Origin of the sequence: Parabacteroides sp. 20_3, assembly GCF_964238835.1 — a bacterium.
Taxonomy (GTDB): Bacteria; Bacteroidota; Bacteroidia; order Bacteroidales; family Tannerellaceae; genus Parabacteroides; species Parabacteroides distasonis.
The window spans coordinates 382,025-401,744 of the sequence record NZ_CAXSNO010000004.1; the positions used below are offsets into that span (position 1 = coordinate 382,025).

Genomic DNA, 19,720 nt, shown 5'->3' on the forward strand with positions numbered 1-19,720 from the left:
AAACTAAAGTGCAAGGCATTATACACATACACTGATTTACAAAGCATTAGCGAACGACTTAGAGAGAAAAGTTTATATTTGCCGTTCGAGCACTTATATTGCTGATGATATCCTCTTTCTCGTCCATACCCAGCTTATGGCGGATGTCCGTCTTGCGCTGATAGATCGTACGGACGCTTTGCTGGGTAACTACACTGATTTCCTTGGTAGAGAAGCCGGCGCATAGCAAGCAACAAAGCTGGATCTCTTTTTCCAGCAAACGCCCATCAGACAATCGGACCAGATGCGTATGGAAATTATCATAGACTGCGTCGATAATCGGATACAGGTCATCCCATACCAAAAGCGTATCTACCGGGACATCCTCGTTCGTGATACGAGTCATTTGCTGGAGCAATTCCTTATTTTGTTGCGTGGGAGTAGTCGCCATCAAGCGGATAACACCCAATTGCTGCAACAAGACCTTACGGAAAAAGGCACTATCGGGTTTCTCCTCCTCCGCTACGGATTGCTTGGACTCATTCAAGAGCTGACGCAAGGCTTCCAAACGCTCCTCCATATCAATCAAACGGTTCCTTCGGTTACGGATATATAAGAAAACTCCACCAGCTACCAATATGGAAAGCAAAGAAACGATCACCAAGATAGAGAACGTACGCTGCCGGCTCATCTCCAAGCGAAGATTTTCTCGGCGTAAACGATTTTGATCGACCAATCGTTCCCGCTCAGCCTTCTCCGTTTGGGATTTCACGGTATACAAAGAATCGCAATATTGCCCTAATCGGGAAATATCCACCGGTTTATTTTCCTTTACGCCCAATATAAATTGATAGGCATAATTCAGCGCATGCGAGGCTATATCATCACTGTGACTAAGTTCCAAGCCTAACGTATTCTTCTCGATATACTTCCGGGCAGAATCCAATTCCCCTAGATTGATCCAAGGCATAACATAGGATCCCGGGGTCTCTCGCTCCGGATATCGTTCTTCCAACAAACGTAAATAGCTGATAGAAGCCTTGGGATTAAAATCATACAAGAAATCCGCATAATTACGGGCAAAATGATGGGCATACCATTCGATATTCTTAGCCAAGGCCGAGTCCGCGGCCAAACGAAGATAATAATCCGCCGAGTCCCTCATTCGCAAGCGGCTATAACTCAACCCGGCCATATAATAGGCCATCTCCTTAAATCCAGCTTTTGGCGAGGCTTCCCATTCCTTCGAGTCTGCGATCGTTTCCCGATACAACCCCTCACCAAAGCTCAAGGAAGTCAATCGGTCATAAAAACGTACAAGGTAGGTCGAATCCGAACGGGAATAAGCGGAATCTATCGCCTCTCGGTACAAAGCACGTCTTTGTTCCAACCCCTTCCGGGAATCACCCATATAAATAGCCTTTACGAAATAAGCGGAAAGTAAAGGCTCCGAGGCATGCTCCTTATAATAATCCACGGAGTAGTCGATGAGCGAGTCGTTCACTAAGCTGCGCCCCTGCAAGAGATGAAGCCAAGCGAGCCTCCGTCCATACTCTGCCTTATCGCTATCCGAAAGAGCGGAAAGCGTTATTTGTTCCTCCAGCAGCCAGGCAGCGCTATCTAAGTTATTCTCGTTTACCAACCGGTCCGCTTCCGCGAATTTCTCCCGGACGGATTTACCGCCACAGGAAAGCAACAGGCAGACACTGGCCAGAAATATGTAGACAAACCATTTCGTCATAGCGACAGAGATCCTAATTTCCGGCAAAGGTACATTATTTTCGGAAGCCCGGGCGATTCACCGATATTTTTATCCGTTTCGTCGATTCCTTTTCCCGCTCGGATAAGGAAGCCCTATCTTTGTAAGCAGACAAAGGGTTTATCTATGTTACAATTAAAAAGAAACGACTTATTGATCGGCTTCACGATATCCGTCTTGCTTAGTATTTTCGTGAACTTCGCCCTTCTGATGCGTAAATATGAGTTCGAGACCGGAAACCCGAGCATGGGTATCCAGCCTCCGGATCGCACCATGTATTATTTGCTAATCTGGTTCTTCGTGTTCTCCTTCATCTTATTTATTGTCAACAGCTTGATGTATAAGCTCGGGGACAAGCTTTTCCGCAGGAAAGAGTATAAAAGGGTATTGCTGGTTTGCGTAACTTGTATCAGCATCGCCTACGGCATGTTTCATCTATCGCCGGTTTTGTACACGGCCATTTTCGTAGAATGGCTTGGGGAAGATGGGCCCCAGCCAGCTACCCAGGATATCATGATCCGCATCGACCGGAGCAGGATGGCTACACAAACCATCAGGTCTGCCGAGCGCCGGGGCATACCGGTACCTCCCAAGCCTTTCACGGTCCCTAACTCTTTCATGACGGAGCATCTTTTCGTCTTCCTTACGGTTATGCTAAGTTCCGTACTAATCCGCCTGTTAAGCAGCAAGCAACAAATGAAACTGGAATATGAACAATTGAAGACCGAGAAGTTACAGAATTCCTATAACGCCTTGATGGGACAAATCAACCCACATTTCTTCTTCAACTCCTTAAATGGATTGAACGCCTTGATACAGAGCGGAGAAAAACAACAGACGTTGGCTTATCTGGATGAGCTATCCAACGTCTTCCGGTATATCTTGCAAAGCAACAAGAAAGAGCTGGTTACGCTAGCGGAAGAACTTCAATTCGTAAAGGCGTATACCTATCTGCTGAGCGTGCGCTACGAGGGAAAACTATTCTTCTCCATCCAAGCGGATACCCCTTACTTACTTTGGTATCTGCCGATATTGAGCGTACTCCCCTTGATCGAGAACGCCGTAAAGCACAACGTTATCTGCAAGCAATACCCGCTACAGATCGATATCTATACCACCCATGAGGACAAACTAATCATATCCAATAAAATACATCCTAAGTCGGAAGATAGCAAAGGTAGCGGTATCGGATTGAAGAACCTATGGGGGCGCTACCGGATGCTTACCGGAAAGGACATCCAGATCTCCAACCGCAAGGAATATTTCAAGGTCACGCTTCCTTTACTTAATAAACCCATTCACTCATGAAAGCAGTTATTATAGAAGATGAGACTACCGCCGTTAATAGCTTAAAGGCGATCCTAGCGCAAAATACGGTTACCCCGATCGAGGTGATCGCCGAGCTGGAGAGTATCGAAGAGAGCGTGGAGTTTTTCCGGACATCGCCTCATCCGGATATCATCTTCATGGATATCCATTTAGCGGATGGATCGGCGTTCAAGATATTCGAGCAGGTGGAGATAGATGCCCCGGTAGTCTTCACGACCGCTTACGATGAGTATGCGTTACAGGCTTTTCAAGTAAGCAGTATCGATTATTTACTGAAACCTGTCACGCTGGCCTCGCTGGAAAGGGCCTTGAATAAATTACGGCTGTTCGATACCGAGGAAAGGCTGGCGCATATCCGGCAAACGAACCGTACAATCCAGAGTCGCCACACGATCAAGAGCTTATTGATCATGCTGGCCGATAAATTCTATCCGTTACCAGTTGAGGAGATCCTTTATTTCTATACGGCCAACGAGAAAGTTACCGCCTATACCTTCGACGGAAAACAACATCCCGTAGACCGTACCCTCGACGCGTTGGGAGAGCAACTGGACGAGAGGCTTTTCTTCCGGGCCAACCGTCAATTCATCATTTCACGCAATGCCATCAAGGATATAGATCTTTGGTTCGGGAGCCGCCTGTCCGTCAACCTCACCTTAGCTGTCCCTGAACGTATTATCATTAGCAAAACCAAGACCCCGATCTTCAAGAAATGGATTCTGAGGGAGGAGGAATAATGTCTTTTCACCCCCTCCCGTAAGGCGATTCACCGACCCGATTATACCACTAATCGGCGCTTAACCTTTCTTTACCGAACTTTCCTGTTATTTTGCGGTACAACAAATAAAGGTAAAAACACTATGCTGAAATGTATCACTTTCGACGGAGACACCTCGACCCTGAACACGCTCATGGGATATTTCGAGAAACTGGACAAGGCTTTGGCCGATGTTCACCAAGCGCTGAGCAAGGAGCAAACAGAACGCCCCATCTTCGTCCGGGAGGGCAGCAAGATCATCCGCCTCCGCCGGGAAGAGATCCTTTTCCTCGAGGGGTACGGCGATTATGTAAAGGTACACCGTATCAATGGCAAGCCCCTGCTCACGCAAGTCAGCTTGAAGCGGTTCGAGGAGTTTCTGGACAGGAATCGTTTTTGCCGGGTACATCGCTCTTACATCGTATCCCTCTCCCACATTAATTATATCGAGCGCAAGCGGATACGTATCGGCGAGGAACTGATCCCTATCAGCGACTCGTACCTGCCTGTCTTGATGAACAATCTGGCCCTTCAAGAATGACAATTTACTTCTTATTAGGCAAATACGCTGACACATCCGTCTCTCTAAAGGGACGAAATAGCAAGAAAGAGGTAGTGGTACGTGTGCTTTTTCGCCAAAAAGAGGCCAATTTCAGACATGATAGGTGGCGAGACACGTCGCAATAGGCCGCATAGCCCAACGCATATACCAGCGTTAGGCATCATGAGCGGCCGCGCATTGGGTCGTAAGTACTCGTGAATGGGCATTCGTACCCTGTCAAGACCCTATCGTAGCACCGTTTTTATCCTTTTCTTGCCTTAAAACGTGAATTACGATGAATCAGTTTCGCTAGAACGAAAGGCCATTTTTCGGTATTTACCTATCAACGAGACGATTGTCGTTCTTTCTTCTCGTATTTGGGAACGAGTCGTACCTTTGCCCGGAAAAATCGATTCTCGGGGACTTCAGTTATCATTTTGTCATTTTGTCAAATCGCATGTTTCTATGATCAAGACATGATATTTATGGTGATCGTTTGTATAATGTTTAAAGTTTTTTACGTAGATTTGCCAATGGGTCAAAAGCCACTTTATAAAGCTCAAATTAATGTATAAAAAACAGATCGTTCTTATGCTGATCGCCTTATCCGCCACCTTTATCTTCGATAATGTACGGGCAGCCTCCACGCCAGATAGCTTGGAGCAAGTATTAGCGAGACTACCCGATAGCGCAAGATTAATCAAGCTAAATGATCTAGCTTACCAAAACCCCGATGACTATTCCTATAAGATCTATGCGGAAAAACTATTGAAAGAGGCAAAACAACAAAAAAACAACAAATATCTAGGAAACGCATACTTTCTTCTGATTAAATATCATTATTCACATGATATCGACAGCATGAGATTACTATTAAAAGAAGCGGAACCTGTCTTCCTTAATGGAAATAACCTAGAATACTTTTTCCGGACCAAGACATGGAATATCTATACGTATGAACAACAAGAAAATGATGAAAGGGTATTCAGTGAAGCTAAGCTGATTAATAAATTATCAGAACAACTTAATTACCCGGAAGGTAAAGAAATGGTTGATCAAGCAATAGCACACTATTATTCCTCGAAAAAACTTTTCAAAGAAGCTTTTAATCTATATGAGGATGTTTACAAAAGAATGGAAGCACGTAACTCTTCACCAATAAAAAGGATTAACATCATACGACAGATATTAAACCATAGAGGAGATGAGATCGATGTAAACAAACGCATCTATTATCTGCAAAAACTAAAAACTTATATAGATGAATGCCAGGAAAACAACATTACCCAATTAGATAAAGAAAATCCATTATATTATATAAAATACCTATATCACCGTTCATACTTATTTGTGGCTTACGACTTAGGAGATACAGCTCTCATGCGTTCTCATTTACAAGAAGCTGAATATATGACACAAGAATATCCAATTAAAAATCAAACCGCTGTACTAATGAGATTAAAAGCTCATTATTATATATTATCCAAACAGTATACAAAGGCTATCGATTTATATAATGAGATGATTAAGAATATCCGACCAAAACTCAACCGCCAATATTTAATAGACCTATTATATGAGCAGGCTGATATGTACCATAAAATAGGAAAAGACGATCTTGCCATAAGCCAATACAAAAAATGCATATCCCTCAACGACAGTCTCCGCAGATCTGAATACCTAGATGAGCTGGCTAAAATGCAAATACAACATCAAGAAGACAAAAAAGCCTTAAAGATCAAAGAGCTTCAACTGAAGGTATCTCATAATAACCTTTGGAAATTAGGGACTTTACTTATTATATCGCTTTTGACTTGCACCTTTTTCGGATATATAATCTATTCCCGTAAAAAACGCAATAGGTTCTTGCGCAAGGCCAAAGAACGTGCGGAAGAGTCCGACCGCATGAAATCAGCATTTCTCTCCAACATCAATCATGAGATACGAACTCCCTTGAATGCTATCATCGGCTTCTCCGAAATATTGATCGATGAGGAAGATGAGGAGCAACGCAGGCAATATGTCAATATCATAAGAGAAAACAACGGGATGCTCCAACAATTAATAGACGGTATATTAAGCATTTCCAATATTGAATCCGGAACGATCTCCTTTAAATTCACGAATTTCTCCTTATCTGAACTGATGAAGGAAATCCGGCATATAGCACCGACAAAAATTCCCGGTACCACCAACATTGAATATTCACAAGGCCCCGATAAAAAGATAAAAGCAGACAGATCCTACCTAGGACAGGCGCTAATTAATCTTTTGTTATTTTCGGCTAGCCGGGCTCCAAAAGGAAACATCCGATTCGGCTATAAGATTAAGGATGATACCGTCTCATTTTTTATACAAAATACAGACCTAGAAATATCTCAGGAAGAAATATCCCTCCTCCTTGATTACCGGCTCTTATTGCAAAGGTGGACAAAGGGGGTAGGAATGGGTGTCAACCTCGAGTTAGCCGCCACGAAGACGCTAGTGAAACGTATGGGTGGAGATTTGGAACTGGTTTCCAGAAGCGGACAAGGAATGGTTATTTATTTGATAATACCATTAAAGCCACACAATTCGCAACAATGATACCGCCATCCAATGTCTTGTCCATGCACAAGGGTATAATGTTAGAGTTTCACTTGATAAAACTTCTCGCTTAATGTATAGGTCACCGTAAAGCCCATGATATCCCTTCGCAACGCATTCCCTTGCAATTGGAGACGATCGTAATAAAACGCCGTATTGATACGGCCATTCAAGACGGGTAACCCCAAGCCGACGCTTACCCGATACGCCCCGCCGGATTGCCCTTTCAACCGCAGGTAAGGCGTGGAAACGGAAACACCCGCTTTATAAGACATCCGTTTCCAATAACTGCTGGAGCTAAATCCATTCGGGAAATAGCATACGCCCAAGCGTAGCTCATGCGAATCCCGGAACTTTACCCGGCTATCGCCCGAGTTCAATACCCCGTATTGCCGGAACAGATAGTCCAACGCATACGTCCATTTCTTATGCGCCAATGAGCTACCGATACCTATATATTGAGGTAGATATTGTGTCACCCTTTTCTGGTTATAGGGGGTTTCCGTGCTGCTTCCCGTCACCGTCACCGTGTTTTTCAATGAGATCCGTTGCTTATAGCCGTAAATGGCGCCGACCGTTAGAAAGGTTTCCCGGGCGATCGGACGATGATATTGTAAACCGAAATCGGCGTAAAAAGAGCGGCCGGACATCTCCCTTGACACTGTCATCGCACTTTGTATCTCATTCTGCGTCATATTTCCAAAGATAAAATTAAGATTCATACCGACCGATAGATGCTTGGTCAATAAAAATCCCTGAGAAAGGAAAGCCTTGGAAAGCCCGCCTGTCCCCGAAAACGTACTGGTTACAAAGGTTCCGGGAGATCCTTCCAACTCTTGCGAGGACTTAAAATAATACCCAACGAAACTATAAGGAGTTACCCCGACGGACATATACCACCGTCGCATGATACGCCCTCCCAATGAGAAAGCGGAGAAATTCCCGGTGAATGCGCTGCTAGAGCTCCCGTCTGAGCGGTATCGTTCATTCTTCACGAAGGCAGATGCCTCAGCGAACAACTTACAACTATCCAACGCCGTCAATCCGGCTGGATTCTCTATATTCATCAGCATCCCTTCCCGCATGCCGACAGTGACACCCGCCATCGAGGTATTTTGACCATATAAACCGGAAGCCATCTCACCCAGTCCAAACATCGAGTAAGGCGAGGAAGTCATCGTATTCTGCGCGGATGCGCTTGCCGCCATCAAGAGGCAAGGGTAAAGAAGGTATCTAGTAACTTTCATAGACCTTATAAATGAGTTGTAGAGTGACCGGGTTACGTCCTCCCTGATCGTTAAACGTCAAGTTCTTGAACGTACCGGTGTAATCATCACTATTAAAAACCAACTGAAGATTATGCTTATACATGCCAAAGGCACCTAGCTCCTCTTGCATGAATTGAGTCACGTCGAAATAATAATAGGTGTTCTCGTTAAACGTATTGTCTTCCGATAGCGTACCTCGTTGAACCTCGGAACCGAGATAATCGGTCACGGCATCCGTCACTACATTATTCTCATCGGCGATATATAGGTAGAGGCTGTCCGGCAAGGTATTGTAATCCGAATAAGTGCCTTGCTCGGGATAAATCTTAAGTAAAGCGCTCTCGATCTCCACTTGCGTGCCTTGTTGCATCAGATTATTCAAATACGGGAATTCCAGACGGGTATACCAACCCAAGCCTCCGAATAATACGCCCCGGTTACTAAGCTCAGCCGAAGGTATCTCCACTCCTTTCATCGGATATCCTGCCATATCCGTTCCACTACGGTCATGGTCGATATGATTGAACTGGGTATCCGTATTTGGGAAGAACCATAATTCCTTCTCCGTGGAAAGCTCATCGGATAAATGATAATGCAGGACTAAAGCGGCGGAGGAATCGGCTACCGTGAAAGTCAGCAGAGACTCGCTTCCCGCCAAGTCCGGCACGATCGCCACCCCCTTGAAATAGTCCTCAAAGCGATCCTCGGACACCGCTTGATCCTGCGCATGAAAACGGGACAAGAGGTCTTGCCCTAGCGCATCGGGAAGACGGACTTCCAGTTTCTCCCCGCCCTTCGGCTTCGGTTTAAATGAGCAGACCGCCAAAGCCTCGGGAGCGTAAGAGACACTGCTATTATTATATAAGTACCCGTTATCGTTTAAGACAATCTTCTCCGTTAGCTGATAAATCGAGAGGGTTTGTTGGAGGGTCGTGTCTCCTACAAAGCGACCATCGAAAGCGAGAGACAGGACTAGCGAGTCCAGTACGACCGTCTCGTCCGGATCAGTCCCATAGCTCGGTCTCTCATAAGCGATAAAGCTATGTGACGAGACGACTCCCCATAATGAATGTTTGTACCGGCCTACCAAAGCGACGTTCTTACCGGATGTCTCCAACGAGTCGATCAATACCGAGGTCACTACGACCGTGCTGGTATCTATACGAACGTTACGGAAAGCGGAGTCCACCAGATCGCTGCCATACGTACCGTTCTCGTCATAACAGGAAAACAGTCCCAGACAGAGCATCAAGCACCCCAAAGCAAAGAATGTTCTAACCATACTTCTTATTTAATAAGCGAATAATCTTTTATCAATCCGATGGCAAAGAACGTATTTAGCGCAAAACCCGGCAAGATAAACCCATGAACCCACCGGTTTCCTCTGTAAACGGCCCGATACTGAAGATGAAACCGATTTCAAAACCATTCGAGGCCCTAACCTATAAATCCGGCTTATTCACCGATAAAAACCGTATGTTTACCGATTTAATTTGTGGGTCTCGTAAAACCCTCGTTCTTTTGCTTCCGTAAAAACAAAACACGTAGTTAGAATGATACACAAAAGGATTCTTGTATTCTTGATCGCTTTTCTTCCTGTCATCATCAGCGCTTGCAGTGATGATGATGACGATGATTTGATCGGTAAGTGGTACCGTGTCTCTGACATGGACGGATTGGCGCGAAATTACGCCTCCTCTTTCACGATCGGTAACAAAGGATATCTGATTTGCGGAAACGACGGAAAAAATCGTTTATCGGATTGTTGGGAATATGATATGGAACGAGATACTTGGACGCAAAAGGCGGACTTTCCCGGAACCGCCCGCAATTCGGCCGTAGCTATGGCGGTAGATGAAAAGGGATATCTGGGAACCGGATACGACGGTACCAATTACTTGAATGACTTCTGGGAATTTAACCCGACCACCAATACGTGGGCACAGAAAGCGGATTTCCCCGGCTCGGGCCGATATGGAGCCGTGGCCTTCGGGGTAAACGGTAAAGCGTATATCGGATGCGGATACGACGGGAATTACCTAAAAGACTTTTATGCCTTTAATCCGGCGGCAAATAGCTGGACGCAAACGATCAGTATCGGCGGGACAAAGCGTCAGGGCGCTACCAGCTTCGTGATAAATGGAATCGCTTATGTATGTTGCGGACAAAATAACGGCGAATATGTAGACGATTTCTGGAAATTCGATCCCAGCACGGAATCATGGACCCAACTTAGGGATATATCGGATTCCTCGGACGAGGATTATGACGATGATTATACGATCACACGTACGAACGGGGTTGCTTTCGTGATTGATGGAGCCGCTTATCTGACTTGCGGTGAGAGCGGAAGCCTACGTAGCGACACTTGGAAATATTATCCGGCCACCGATCTATGGGAAAACGTGGCTAAATTCAAGGGAACTGCCCGTACGGCGACAGCATCTTTCTCCTCTGGCGAGAAAGGATTCGTAGTATCCGGCAAAAGTGGTACCACTCAATTTGATGATATTTGGGAACTTCACCCGAATGAATATGACGATGATGAGTACTAAGAAAGGACGGGCTTGGTTCGTACCGGGCCTAGTGGTACTGCCGGTATTACTGTTTTATTTATCTTTTTTCCGGGGTGAAGAAATGGGGTCTTCTCCCGGGCGGCAACTGGAGTTGCAAACGTTTCAATCGGGGGATGGCTGGGGGTACCAGATTAGGATGAACGGAAAGGTGTTGATTTACCAACCCACCATTCCCTCTATTGATACGGTAATTGCGTTCCCTGATAAGGAAAGCGCAGAAAACATAGGCACACTCGTATTAAATAAATTGGCCGGGAACAGGAACTTCTCGGTCTCTAGAGAAGAGATACAACATTCACTCTCTTATTTAGGGCAATAGATTTATAATCATTAAATGTTAGGGGCAGGCCGGCTATCGATTAGTAGGCTTGCCCCGTTTTTTCACTTCTTATAAGTCTTATAACCATAAACAGCTAAGGAACCCAATTCCTCCTCGATACGAAGCAACTGGTTGTATTTCGCCATACGATCGGAGCGGCTCAATGAGCCGGTCTTGATCTGTCCGCTGTTGGTAGCTACGGCGATATCTGCGATCGTAGCGTCCTCTGTCTCACCGGAACGGTGGGAAGTCACGGATGTGTAGCCATTACGGTGGGCCATCTCGATAGCGTCTAATGTCTCGCTCAATGTACCGATCTGATTTACCTTGATCAAGATGGAGTTCGCGCAACCCTTCTCGATACCTTTCTTCAAGAACTCTACGTTTGTAACGAACAGGTCATCACCTACCAACTGGCATTTTCCGCCTAGCGTGGAGGTTAGCATTTGCCAACCGGCCCAGTCATTCTCGTCCATACCATCCTCGATAGAATCAATCGGGTATTTATTCACCAACTCACTCAGATAAGCGACTTGTTGCTGGGCGTTACGCTTAGCGCCTTTCTCACCCTCGAATTTCGTATAATCATACACACCATCGTGATAAAACTCGGAAGCAGCGCAATCCATGGCTATCGTCACATCCTTGCCCGGCTCATATCCAGCGGCTTTGATAGCGGCCATAATAGAATTCAAGGCATCTTCCGTACCATTCAATGCCGGAGCGAAACCGCCCTCATCACCTACAGCCGTGCTCAAGCCACGATCGTGCAATACTTTCTTCAACGCATGGAAAACCTCTGCGCCCATACGAAGCCCCTCACGGAAACTCTTCGCACCTACCGGACGGATCATGAATTCTTGAAAGGCGATCGGAGCGTCGGAGTGAGAACCTCCATTGATAATGTTCATCATAGGAACCGGCAACACATAAGTATTTGTTCCTCCGATATAACGATATAAAGGCAGATCCAGATAATTAGCCGCTGCCTTCGCTACGGCAAGCGATACACCTAACATAGCGTTAGCTCCTAGATTTGATTTTGTCTTTGTACCATCCAAATCCAGCAACTTATGGTCTATCTCTCTTTGATTCAAGGCGCTCATACCTAAAATGGCGGGAGCGATTACCTTATTTACATTATCCACGGCACGAAGAACACCTTTACCACCGTAACGATTTTTATCGCCATCACGTAACTCGATAGCCTCGTTCTCGCCGGTAGAGGCGCCAGAGGGTACAGCCGCACGACCAAATGCGCCGGAAGCCAAATGTACATCTACTTCTACTGTCGGGTTGCCACGTGAATCAAGGATCTCTCTACCTACTACTTTTACAATTTCCATATTACTATATTTGTTTTATTAGTTGTTCAATGATGTCTTACTTTTCTTTTTCACAAATATAACAATAGCCAAGCAAGGAATGTTCCTTATAACTCATCAAATTTATCAATTCGCTAATAAACAAAAAAAGCGATCCGTGTGATACGAATCGCTTTTCTTATATGATTGTAAAAAACTTGCTTATTCAGCTGCTTTTTCCTCGCTAGCTGCTTCAGCTGCAGGAGCCTCAGTAACCGCTGCTGTTGCTTTTTTACGAGAACGTCTTGTTTTAGGAGCTTTCTTAGCGGCTGTATCCTTCAACATATTTTCGTTATAGTCTACTAACTCAATAAAGCACATAGCTGCGTTGTCACCTAAACGGTTACCAGTCTTGATGATTCTGGTATAACCACCCGGACGATCACCGATCTTCTGAGCAATTTCCTTGAACAACTCTGTTACAGCAAATTTGTCTTGCAAATTGCTAAATACCACACGTCTAGAGTGAGTTGTATCCTCCTTAGACTTCGTGATAAGTGGTTCTACATACTTACGTAGCGCTTTTGCCTTTGCTGTCGTAGTAAAGATTCTCTTATGCTTGATCAAAGAACAAGCCATATTCGAAAGCATTGCGTCACGGTGAGTATTTGTACGACCTAAATGATTGAATTTCTTATTATGTCTCATCGTTTACTTACTCTTTATCTAATTTATATTTTGTGATATCCATACCGAATGAAAGGTTCAAGCTCTCAAGCAGTTCATCAAGTTCAGTGAGCGACTTCTTACCGAAGTTACGGAATTTCAACAAATCATTCTTATTGAACTTAACCAACTCACCTAATGTTTCAACATCTGCGGCCTTTAAGCAATTCAATGCACGAACGGAAAGGTCCATATCAGCCAGCTTGCTCTTAAGCAACTGACGCATATGAAGTACTTCTTCATCGAACTCTTCATTGCCTTCAGTATCCGCTGTCTCGATCGCAATCTTTTCATCTGAGAACAACATGAAATGATGAATCAGAATCTTCGCTGCTTCCTTCAACGCTTCCTTCGGATGAATAGAACCATCTGTGGCTATTTCAAGAACCAACTTCTCGTAGTCCGTCTTCTGTTCAACACGGAAGTTCTCGATTGAATATTTTACGTTACGTATCGGAGTGAAGATAGAGTCGATAGCGATCACATGCATATCTGCGTTCGGGTCTCTGTTCTCATCTGCGGGTACATAACCGCGACCTTTATTAATAGTCAATTCAATCTGGAAACTTGCGGTCGGATCCAAGCGGCAAATAACCAAATCTGGATTCAATATCTCGAATCCAGTCAGTTGCTTACCAATATCACCGGCTTTGAACACTTCCGAACCCGAAACAGTAATACTCACTTTTTCATTCTCGATGTCGTCTACGATATGCTTGAAACGAACTTGCTTCAGATTCAAGATAATGTTTGTTACATCCTCGATAACACCCGGGATTGTACCAAATTCATGGTCAACCCCGTCGATCTTAATGGATGTAATAGCAAAACCTTCAAGTGACGACAGGAGAATACGACGTAAAGCATTACCTATTGTAATACCATAGCCGGGTTCCAACGGACGAAATTCAAACTTTCCGAAGAAATTGTCCGCTTCCAACATTAATACTTTATCGGGTTTTTGAAATGCTAATATCGCCATGGAAATCAATTATTATTTAGAATACAATTCTACGATCAACTGCTCTTTAATGTTTTCAGGAATGTCAGTTCTTTCCGGCAGATGCAGTAATTTTCCGCTCATTGAAGACTGATCCCACTCAATCCAAGGATACTTGCTGTGGTTGAAGCCTGACAATGCGTCGGCAATAACCTCCATGGATTTAGATTTTTCTCTAACACCAATAACCTGACCGGGTTTTACAGAGTAAGAAGGAATGTTTACAACACTTCCGTCTACTGTAATGTGACGATGAGAAACCAACTGACGAGCTGCGGCTCTTGTCGGGGCCATACCCAAACGATAAACCATATTGTCAAGACGGCCTTCTAACAATTGAAGAAGCACCTCACCGGTAATACCTTTAGAGCGTGAAGCTTTTTCGAATAAGTTTCTAAATTGCTTCTCCAATACGCCATAAGTGTATTTTGCTTTTTGCTTCTCACGAAGCTGGATACCGTATTCAGAAGTCTTTCTTTTTCTGGAGTTACCATGTTGTCCAGGAGGATAGTTCTTCTTAGAAAGAACTTTATCCGCACCGAATATTGCCTCACCAAACTTACGGGCAATTCTTGTTCTTGGTCCAGTATATCTTGCCATTTTTTTATTTTTTTAAATGTTCTGTTTGAATCTGGAACCGTGCAGCCGCGATTACAGAGAGGATAAGGTCAATATGCAATCTATTCACAATTCCGGATTCAATGTTTAAGAAACTATAATTAATTATACTCTTCTCTTTTTCGGAGGACGACATCCGTTATGAGGAAGCGGTGTAACATCAACGATTTCTGTTACCTCGATACCTGCGCCATGGATCGTTCTGATAGCGGACTCACGACCGTTACCCGGACCCTTAACGAATACTTTCACCTTTCTTAAACCAAGATCATAAGCTACTTTAGCGCAATCCTGTGCTGCCATCTGAGCTGCATAAGGAGTATTCTTCTTAGAGCTTCTGAATCCCATCTTACCAGCGGAAGACCAGCTGATTACTTGTCCTTCGCTATTCGCTAAAGACACAATAATGTTGTTAAAAGAAGAATGAATATGAGCTTGACCGTAAGCGTCAACTTTTACGTTTCTCTTCTTTGCTGCGACTGTTTTCTTTGCCATATTAACTCTTATTATTTAGTAGCTTTTTTCTTATTTGCAACAGTTTTCTTCTTACCCTTACGAGTACGAGCGTTGTTCTTCGTGCTTTGGCCTCTCAAAGGCAAACCAAGGCGATGACGAACTCCTCTGTAGCAACCAATATCCATCAGACGCTTGATGTTCAACTGAACTTCTGAACGAAGGTCACCTTCAACCTTGTACTCAGCGCCAATGACTTCACGAACCTTTGCGGCTTGATCGTCTGTCCAATCCTTAACTTTGATATCACGATCAACCCCAGCCTTATCTAATACGGATTTTGCAGCGCTACGACCAATACCATAGATATAAGTCAAAGCGATTTCTCCTCTTTTATTTTGTGGCAAGTCTACACCAACTATTCTTATAGCCATATTACTTACTTAGATTATTTTGCAAAAATAATAAATTATCCTTGACGTTGTTTATACTTAGGATTTTTCTTGTTAATTACGTATAAGCGACCCTTTCTTCTTACTATCTTGCACTCAGGTGTACGCTTCTTTAAAGATGCTCTTACTTTCATATCGTGTTTAATTTTATTTGTATCTAAAAGCAATTCTACCTTTCGATAGATCATACGGAGACATTTCTACTCTTACCTTATCCCCCGGAAGGATCTTAATGTAATGCATACGCATCTTTCCTGAGATATGAGCGGTAATTTCATGTCCGTTCTCCAATTCTACACGAAACATCGCGTTTGACAATGCTTCTACAATTACTCCATCTTTCTCTATTGCTGATTGTTTAGCCATATAAATCCAATTAAATTGCGTTTTCTCCTAGAACTTCCTCTAAAAACTTAAATGAAGATAAGATCTGGGGACCATCCGGACGTATAGCGATACAATGCTCGAAATGAGCAGAAGGCTTTCTGTCCTTTGTGCGAACCGTCCATCCGTCTTTCTCAAATGCAACGTTCTTGCTTCCCATGTTGATCATCGGCTCGATGCAGATACACATTCCGTTACGCAATAACGGTCCGCATCCACGTCTGCCATAATTAGGCACTTCCGGTTCCTCATGCATTTTCCGACCTATACCATGTCCCACCAGCTCTCTTACGACAGAGTAACCTTGAGACTCGCAATAAGTCTGAATCGCATTACTGATATCACCCAAACGGTGACCTTCAACAGCACATTGGATACCTAAATAAAGTGAATCCTTCGTCGCTTTCAACAATTTCTTCACTTCCGGCGCAACCTCACCTACACAGAAAGTGTAAGCGGAGTCACCGACAAAACCATTCAATATCGTCCCACAATCCACAGAGATCACGTCACCCTCTTTCAAGATCATCTTAGAAGAAGGAATACCATGCACCACCTGATCATTCACTGAGGCACATATTGAATTAGGGAAACCACCATATCCCAAAAAAGCCGGAACAGCACCATTATCTCTAATGAACTCTTCCGCAATCTTATCAAGTTGAAGTGTGGAGACTCCGGGGACAATATGCTTAGCTACCTCGCCAAGTGTCTTACCCACCAGTTGATTAGCCTCACGCATCAACTCAATCTCTTCATCTGTCTTTAAATAGATCATTCTATTAATAAGCGGCAACAGAGCCTGTACGGCCTTTAATTCTTCCTGACTTCAACAAACCGTCATAATGACGCATTAGCAAATGACTTTCAACTTGCTGCAATGTATCCAACACCACACCAACCAAAATCAACAAAGATGTACCACCAAAGAATTGGGAGAACTCCATACTTACACCGGCAATTCTAGCGAAAGCGGGCATGATAGCAACCAACGCAAGGAAAAAAGCACCCGGCAAAGTAATACGGTCCATAATGGTATCCAGATAGTCTTTGGTATTCTTACCCGGTTTCACACCCGGAATAAAACCATTGTTTCTCTTCAAATCATCTGACATCTGGGTCGGATTGATCGTGATAGCCGTATAGAAATACGTAAACAGGATAATCAACACCGCAAACACGAAGTTGTACCAAAATCCCGTATTATCCATGAAAGCAGCCCAAAAACCGCTCTGCTCTCCCGTACTAGAGAAACCTACAATTGAGATAGGAATAAACATGATCGCCTGAGCGAAGATGATAGGCATTACGTTAGCGGCATTCACCTTCAAAGGGATATACTGACGTGCGCCACCATATTGTTTATTACCGATAATCCTTTTTGCGTATTGCACGGGGACCTTACGAGTACCTTGTACCAATAAAATCGCACCAGCGATAACAAGCAAAAGGAACAGCATCTCAAATAAGAACATAACCAGACCACCGGTTTTCTCACTTGTTCTAGAAACGAATTCTTGGAACAAAGAGTGCGGCAGACGGGCTATAATACCAACTAAAATGATAAATGAAATACCATTTCCAACACCTTTATCTGTAATTCTTTCACCTAGCCATAAGATAAACATACTTCCCGCAGCCAAGATGATCGTAGATGAGATCGTGAACCAAATACCACCCGGTAAAGCAGCGCCGGCAGCCTTAAGCTGAACGCTTAAATTCACCAAGTAAGTAGGACCTTGGAATAACAAGATCGCTATCGTCAAGTAACGAGTCCACTGATTGATTTTTCTACGGCCACTCTCACCCTCTCTCTGCAATTTTTGGAAAGAAGGAACTGCGATGGCTAACAACTGCATAACAATTGAAGCGGAGATATATGGCATGATTCCCAACGCAAAAATAGATGCGTTAGAAAAGGCTCCACCTGAGAACATATCCAACAGTGCAAGCAATCCGCCTCTTGTCTGCTCCTGTAAAGCGGTCAACGCTTTGGGATCGATACCCGGAAGCACTACATACGTACCAAAACGGTATATAGCCACCAATAAAAGAGTGGTGAGGATCCGATTTCTCAGATCCTCAATCTTCCAGATATTCTTGATTGTTTCAACAGCTCTCATGACTTAGAGTTTAACGACTGTTCCACCTGCGGCTTGGATAGCTGCCTCTGCGCTCTTAGAGAAAGCGTGAGCCTCAACCTCTAACTTAGCGGTCAAGCTACCGTTACCAAGAATTTTAACCACTTGAGAAGAAGAGATGAAACCAGCCTCCATCAATTCATTAATACCAATCTTAGTCAATTGCTTAGCCTCTGCCATTTGTTGCAAAGTATCGATATTAATAGCTTTATATTCTACACGGTTAATATTCTTGAAACCGAATTTAGGCAAACGTCTTTGAATAGGCATCTGACCACCTTCGAAACCAATCTTGTTCTTGTAGCCAGATCTAGACTTGGCACCTTTATGACCTCTTGTTGAAGTTCCGCCTAATCCTGAACCCGGACCACGTCCGATTCTTTTTCTGGTCTTGGTAGATCCTTCAGCCGGTTTTAAATTTGATAAATTCATATCGTATAATTTATTTTTTCAACCAATTATTACTTTTCTACAGAAACCAAATGTTTCACTTTCTCAACCATACCTAAGATCGCCGGATTAGCTTCATGCTCTACAATCTGGTTCATCTTTCTCAGCCCTAGTGCGTCAAGCGTTCTCTTTTGGTCTTTCGGGCATTTAATTCTACTTTTAACTTGCTTTACTTTAATAGTCGCCATAAACTTATCCTCCCTAATTAACCTCTAAATACTTTTTCAACAGCAACACCTCTGTTCTGAGCAACATCGAACGGGCTTCTCAACTCACCTAGCGCAGCGATAGTAGCTTTCACCAAGTTATGAGGGTTGGAAGAACCTTTAGATTTTGCCAAAACGTCTGTAATACCTACGCTCTCCAATACGGCACGCATAGCACCACCAGCCTTAACACCGGTACCGTGAGATGCCGGTCTAATCAGCACTTGAGCACCACCGAATTTAGCTAATTGTTCGTGAGGGATCGTACCTTTGTGTACCGGAACCTTGATCAAGTTCTTCTTAGCTGCTTCTACACCTTTAGCGATAGCTGTCGTTACCTCACCGGCTTTACCTAATCCCCAGCCAACGATACCATCCTCGTTTCCTACTACAACGATAGCAGCAAAACTGAATGTACGTCCACCTTTTGTAACCTTAGTTACACGGTTGATTGCAACCAGTCTGTCCTTCAACTCTAAGTCGTTGGTCGATTTAACTCTATTATTTGCCATCTTCATTAAAATTTAAGGCCGCCGTTACGTGCAGCATCTGCTAATTCTTTAATTCTCCCGTGATACAGGTAACCATTACGGTCGAAAACCACTGTCTGAACGCCAGCTTCCTGAGCGCCTTTAGCGATTAATTCACCAACCTTAGCAGCGATCTCCTTTTTCGGAGCCTTAACATCTAATTTCAAAGATGAAGCAGCGGCTAAAGTCTTGCCTGTAGTATCATCTATCACCTGTGCGTAGATTTGCTTGTTGCTTCTAAACACAGTCAGGCGCGGACGCTCAGTAGTTCCTGAGATTTTGCCGCGTACGCCTGCTTTTATTTTTAATCTTCTTTCTAGCTTCGTTGTCATGATAATTTCA

Annotated in this window: 23 protein-coding genes; 6 read left to right on the forward strand and 17 right to left on the reverse strand. The window is 44.0% G+C overall.

The window, feature by feature from the left end:
• Positions 1-58: 58 nt before the first annotated feature.
• Positions 59-1,747, reverse strand: coding sequence for a LuxR family transcriptional regulator (locus ACESPU_RS10665; protein WP_373133357.1), 1,689 nt, complete (start codon positions 1,745-1,747; stop codon positions 59-61).
• A gap of 117 nt (positions 1,748-1,864) precedes the next feature.
• Between ACESPU_RS10665 and ACESPU_RS10670 the strand changes: the two genes are divergently transcribed.
• The 4 genes from ACESPU_RS10670 to ACESPU_RS10685 all read left to right on the forward strand — a co-directional run bounded on the left by ACESPU_RS10670 (position 1,865) and on the right by ACESPU_RS10685 (position 6,951).
• Positions 1,865-3,046, forward strand: coding sequence for a sensor histidine kinase (locus tag ACESPU_RS10670; RefSeq protein ID WP_158532219.1), 1,182 nt, complete (start codon positions 1,865-1,867; stop codon positions 3,044-3,046).
• Positions 3,043-3,804 carry a LytTR family DNA-binding domain-containing protein gene (locus ACESPU_RS10675; RefSeq protein ID WP_008773746.1) on the forward strand — a complete coding sequence of 254 codons (762 nt, stop codon included), beginning with the start codon at positions 3,043-3,045 and terminating at the stop codon, positions 3,802-3,804. The genes ACESPU_RS10670 and ACESPU_RS10675 overlap by 4 nt, the downstream gene beginning before the upstream one ends.
• 123 nt (positions 3,805-3,927) lie before the next feature.
• Complete coding sequence (locus ACESPU_RS10680; protein ID WP_005867142.1) at positions 3,928-4,365, forward strand: LytTR family DNA-binding domain-containing protein; 438 nt, start codon at positions 3,928-3,930, stop codon at positions 4,363-4,365.
• A gap of 567 nt (positions 4,366-4,932) precedes the next feature.
• Complete coding sequence (locus ACESPU_RS10685; protein WP_373133358.1) at positions 4,933-6,951, forward strand: histidine kinase dimerization/phospho-acceptor domain-containing protein; 2,019 nt, start codon at positions 4,933-4,935, stop codon at positions 6,949-6,951.
• Between the two features lie 41 nt (positions 6,952-6,992).
• Here the strand turns inward: ACESPU_RS10685 and ACESPU_RS10690 are convergent, their stop codons facing one another.
• Complete coding sequence (locus ACESPU_RS10690; protein WP_057317376.1) at positions 6,993-8,198, reverse strand: hypothetical protein; 1,206 nt, start codon at positions 8,196-8,198, stop codon at positions 6,993-6,995.
• A complete protein-coding gene (locus ACESPU_RS10695) occupies positions 8,185-9,501 on the reverse strand; it encodes a DUF4270 family protein (RefSeq protein ID WP_005867135.1) in 1,317 nt (438 codons plus the stop codon). Before ACESPU_RS10695 ends, ACESPU_RS10690 begins: the two co-directional genes overlap by 14 nt.
• Before the next feature lie 271 nt (positions 9,502-9,772).
• On the opposite strand from ACESPU_RS10695, the gene ACESPU_RS10700 reads away from it, so the two are divergent.
• Both ACESPU_RS10700 and ACESPU_RS10705 read left to right on the forward strand, forming a co-directional pair.
• A complete protein-coding gene (locus ACESPU_RS10700) occupies positions 9,773-10,774 on the forward strand; it encodes a kelch repeat-containing protein (protein ID WP_008773751.1) in 1,002 nt (333 codons plus the stop codon).
• Complete coding sequence (locus tag ACESPU_RS10705; RefSeq protein ID WP_008778715.1) at positions 10,761-11,114, forward strand: DUF4907 domain-containing protein; 354 nt, start codon at positions 10,761-10,763, stop codon at positions 11,112-11,114. The genes ACESPU_RS10700 and ACESPU_RS10705 overlap by 14 nt, the downstream gene beginning before the upstream one ends.
• Positions 11,115-11,176: 62 nt before the next feature.
• On the opposite strand, the gene eno is transcribed toward ACESPU_RS10705, so the two are convergent.
• The 14 genes from eno to rplR all read right to left on the reverse strand — a co-directional run bounded on the left by eno (position 11,177) and on the right by rplR (position 19,710).
• A complete protein-coding gene (gene eno, locus ACESPU_RS10710; RefSeq protein ID WP_005867129.1) occupies positions 11,177-12,460 on the reverse strand; it encodes a phosphopyruvate hydratase in 1,284 nt (427 codons plus the stop codon).
• A 180-nt stretch (positions 12,461-12,640) separates the two neighbouring features.
• Positions 12,641-13,126 (reverse strand): 50S ribosomal protein L17, encoded by a 486-nt coding sequence (gene rplQ, locus ACESPU_RS10715; protein ID WP_005867127.1) that lies wholly within the window; start codon positions 13,124-13,126, stop codon positions 12,641-12,643.
• A 7-nt stretch (positions 13,127-13,133) separates the two neighbouring features.
• Complete coding sequence (locus ACESPU_RS10720; RefSeq protein ID WP_005867125.1) at positions 13,134-14,126, reverse strand: DNA-directed RNA polymerase subunit alpha; 993 nt, start codon at positions 14,124-14,126, stop codon at positions 13,134-13,136.
• Positions 14,127-14,138: 12 nt separating this feature from the next.
• Entirely contained in the window at positions 14,139-14,744 is a 606-nt protein-coding gene (gene rpsD, locus ACESPU_RS10725; protein ID WP_005867123.1) for a 30S ribosomal protein S4, read from the reverse strand.
• Between the two features lie 123 nt (positions 14,745-14,867).
• On the reverse strand, positions 14,868-15,257 hold the full coding sequence (gene rpsK, locus ACESPU_RS10730) for a 30S ribosomal protein S11 (protein ID WP_005634781.1): 390 nt from the start codon (positions 15,255-15,257) through the stop codon (positions 14,868-14,870).
• Positions 15,258-15,268: 11 nt separating this feature from the next.
• Positions 15,269-15,649 (reverse strand): 30S ribosomal protein S13, encoded by a 381-nt coding sequence (gene rpsM / locus ACESPU_RS10735; protein WP_005854010.1) that lies wholly within the window; start codon positions 15,647-15,649, stop codon positions 15,269-15,271.
• Between the two features lie 35 nt (positions 15,650-15,684).
• Complete coding sequence (ykgO, locus tag ACESPU_RS10740) at positions 15,685-15,801, reverse strand: type B 50S ribosomal protein L36 (protein ID WP_005645768.1); 117 nt, start codon at positions 15,799-15,801, stop codon at positions 15,685-15,687.
• A 13-nt stretch (positions 15,802-15,814) separates the two neighbouring features.
• A complete protein-coding gene (infA, locus tag ACESPU_RS10745) occupies positions 15,815-16,033 on the reverse strand; it encodes a translation initiation factor IF-1 (protein ID WP_005854007.1) in 219 nt (72 codons plus the stop codon).
• A gap of 10 nt (positions 16,034-16,043) precedes the next feature.
• Positions 16,044-16,829, reverse strand: a complete 786-nt coding sequence (gene map, locus ACESPU_RS10750; protein ID WP_005867121.1) for a type I methionyl aminopeptidase — start codon at positions 16,827-16,829, stop codon at positions 16,044-16,046.
• Between the two features lie 4 nt (positions 16,830-16,833).
• A complete protein-coding gene (gene secY / locus ACESPU_RS10755; protein ID WP_005854004.1) occupies positions 16,834-18,174 on the reverse strand; it encodes a preprotein translocase subunit SecY in 1,341 nt (446 codons plus the stop codon).
• Positions 18,175-18,177: 3 nt separating this feature from the next.
• Entirely contained in the window at positions 18,178-18,624 is a 447-nt protein-coding gene (rplO, locus tag ACESPU_RS10760) for a 50S ribosomal protein L15 (protein WP_005853999.1), read from the reverse strand.
• A gap of 29 nt (positions 18,625-18,653) precedes the next feature.
• The gene (gene rpmD, locus ACESPU_RS10765) at positions 18,654-18,830 is read right to left on the reverse strand and encodes a 50S ribosomal protein L30 (RefSeq protein WP_005853996.1); all 177 of its coding nucleotides are present in this window, start codon (positions 18,828-18,830) and stop codon (positions 18,654-18,656) included.
• Between the two features lie 17 nt (positions 18,831-18,847).
• Positions 18,848-19,366, reverse strand: a complete 519-nt coding sequence (gene rpsE, locus ACESPU_RS10770) for a 30S ribosomal protein S5 (RefSeq protein WP_008773758.1) — start codon at positions 19,364-19,366, stop codon at positions 18,848-18,850.
• On the reverse strand, positions 19,366-19,710 hold the full coding sequence (gene rplR / locus ACESPU_RS10775) for a 50S ribosomal protein L18 (RefSeq protein ID WP_005853992.1): 345 nt from the start codon (positions 19,708-19,710) through the stop codon (positions 19,366-19,368). Before rplR ends, rpsE begins: the two co-directional genes overlap by 1 nt.
• Positions 19,711-19,720 lie beyond the last annotated feature (10 nt).

Coding starts and splice junctions, on each gene's coding strand:
- ACESPU_RS10720 (WP_005867125.1), bottom strand. CDS start 14,126: ATGGCGATATTAGCATTTCAAAAACCCGATAAAGTATTAATGTTGGAA.
- ACESPU_RS10680 (WP_005867142.1), top strand. CDS start 3,928: ATGCTGAAATGTATCACTTTCGACGGAGACACCTCGACCCTGAACACG.
- ACESPU_RS10690 (WP_057317376.1), bottom strand. CDS start 8,198: ATGAAAGTTACTAGATACCTTCTTTACCCTTGCCTCTTGATGGCGGCA.
- rpsK (WP_005634781.1), bottom strand. CDS start 15,257: ATGGCAAAGAAAACAGTCGCAGCAAAGAAGAGAAACGTAAAAGTTGAC.
- rpsD (WP_005867123.1), bottom strand. CDS start 14,744: ATGGCAAGATATACTGGACCAAGAACAAGAATTGCCCGTAAGTTTGGT.
- infA (WP_005854007.1), bottom strand. CDS start 16,033: ATGGCTAAACAATCAGCAATAGAGAAAGATGGAGTAATTGTAGAAGCA.
- ACESPU_RS10670 (WP_158532219.1), top strand. CDS start 1,865: ATGTTACAATTAAAAAGAAACGACTTATTGATCGGCTTCACGATATCC.
- rpmD (WP_005853996.1), bottom strand. CDS start 18,830: ATGGCGACTATTAAAGTAAAGCAAGTTAAAAGTAGAATTAAATGCCCG.
- rplR (WP_005853992.1), bottom strand. CDS start 19,710: ATGACAACGAAGCTAGAAAGAAGATTAAAAATAAAAGCAGGCGTACGC.
- rpsE (WP_008773758.1), bottom strand. CDS start 19,366: ATGAAGATGGCAAATAATAGAGTTAAATCGACCAACGACTTAGAGTTG.
- ACESPU_RS10705 (WP_008778715.1), top strand. CDS start 10,761: ATGATGAGTACTAAGAAAGGACGGGCTTGGTTCGTACCGGGCCTAGTG.
- secY (WP_005854004.1), bottom strand. CDS start 18,174: ATGAGAGCTGTTGAAACAATCAAGAATATCTGGAAGATTGAGGATCTG.
- eno (WP_005867129.1), bottom strand. CDS start 12,460: ATGGAAATTGTAAAAGTAGTAGGTAGAGAGATCCTTGATTCACGTGGC.
- rpsM (WP_005854010.1), bottom strand. CDS start 15,649: ATGGCTATAAGAATAGTTGGTGTAGACTTGCCACAAAATAAAAGAGGA.
- ACESPU_RS10700 (WP_008773751.1), top strand. CDS start 9,773: ATGATACACAAAAGGATTCTTGTATTCTTGATCGCTTTTCTTCCTGTC.
- ACESPU_RS10675 (WP_008773746.1), top strand. CDS start 3,043: ATGAAAGCAGTTATTATAGAAGATGAGACTACCGCCGTTAATAGCTTA.
- map (WP_005867121.1), bottom strand. CDS start 16,829: ATGATCTATTTAAAGACAGATGAAGAGATTGAGTTGATGCGTGAGGCT.
- ACESPU_RS10695 (WP_005867135.1), bottom strand. CDS start 9,501: ATGGTTAGAACATTCTTTGCTTTGGGGTGCTTGATGCTCTGTCTGGGA.
- rplQ (WP_005867127.1), bottom strand. CDS start 13,126: ATGAGACATAATAAGAAATTCAATCATTTAGGTCGTACAAATACTCAC.
- ykgO (WP_005645768.1), bottom strand. CDS start 15,801: ATGAAAGTAAGAGCATCTTTAAAGAAGCGTACACCTGAGTGCAAGATA.
- rplO (WP_005853999.1), bottom strand. CDS start 18,624: ATGAATTTATCAAATTTAAAACCGGCTGAAGGATCTACCAAGACCAGA.
- ACESPU_RS10685 (WP_373133358.1), top strand. CDS start 4,933: ATGTATAAAAAACAGATCGTTCTTATGCTGATCGCCTTATCCGCCACC.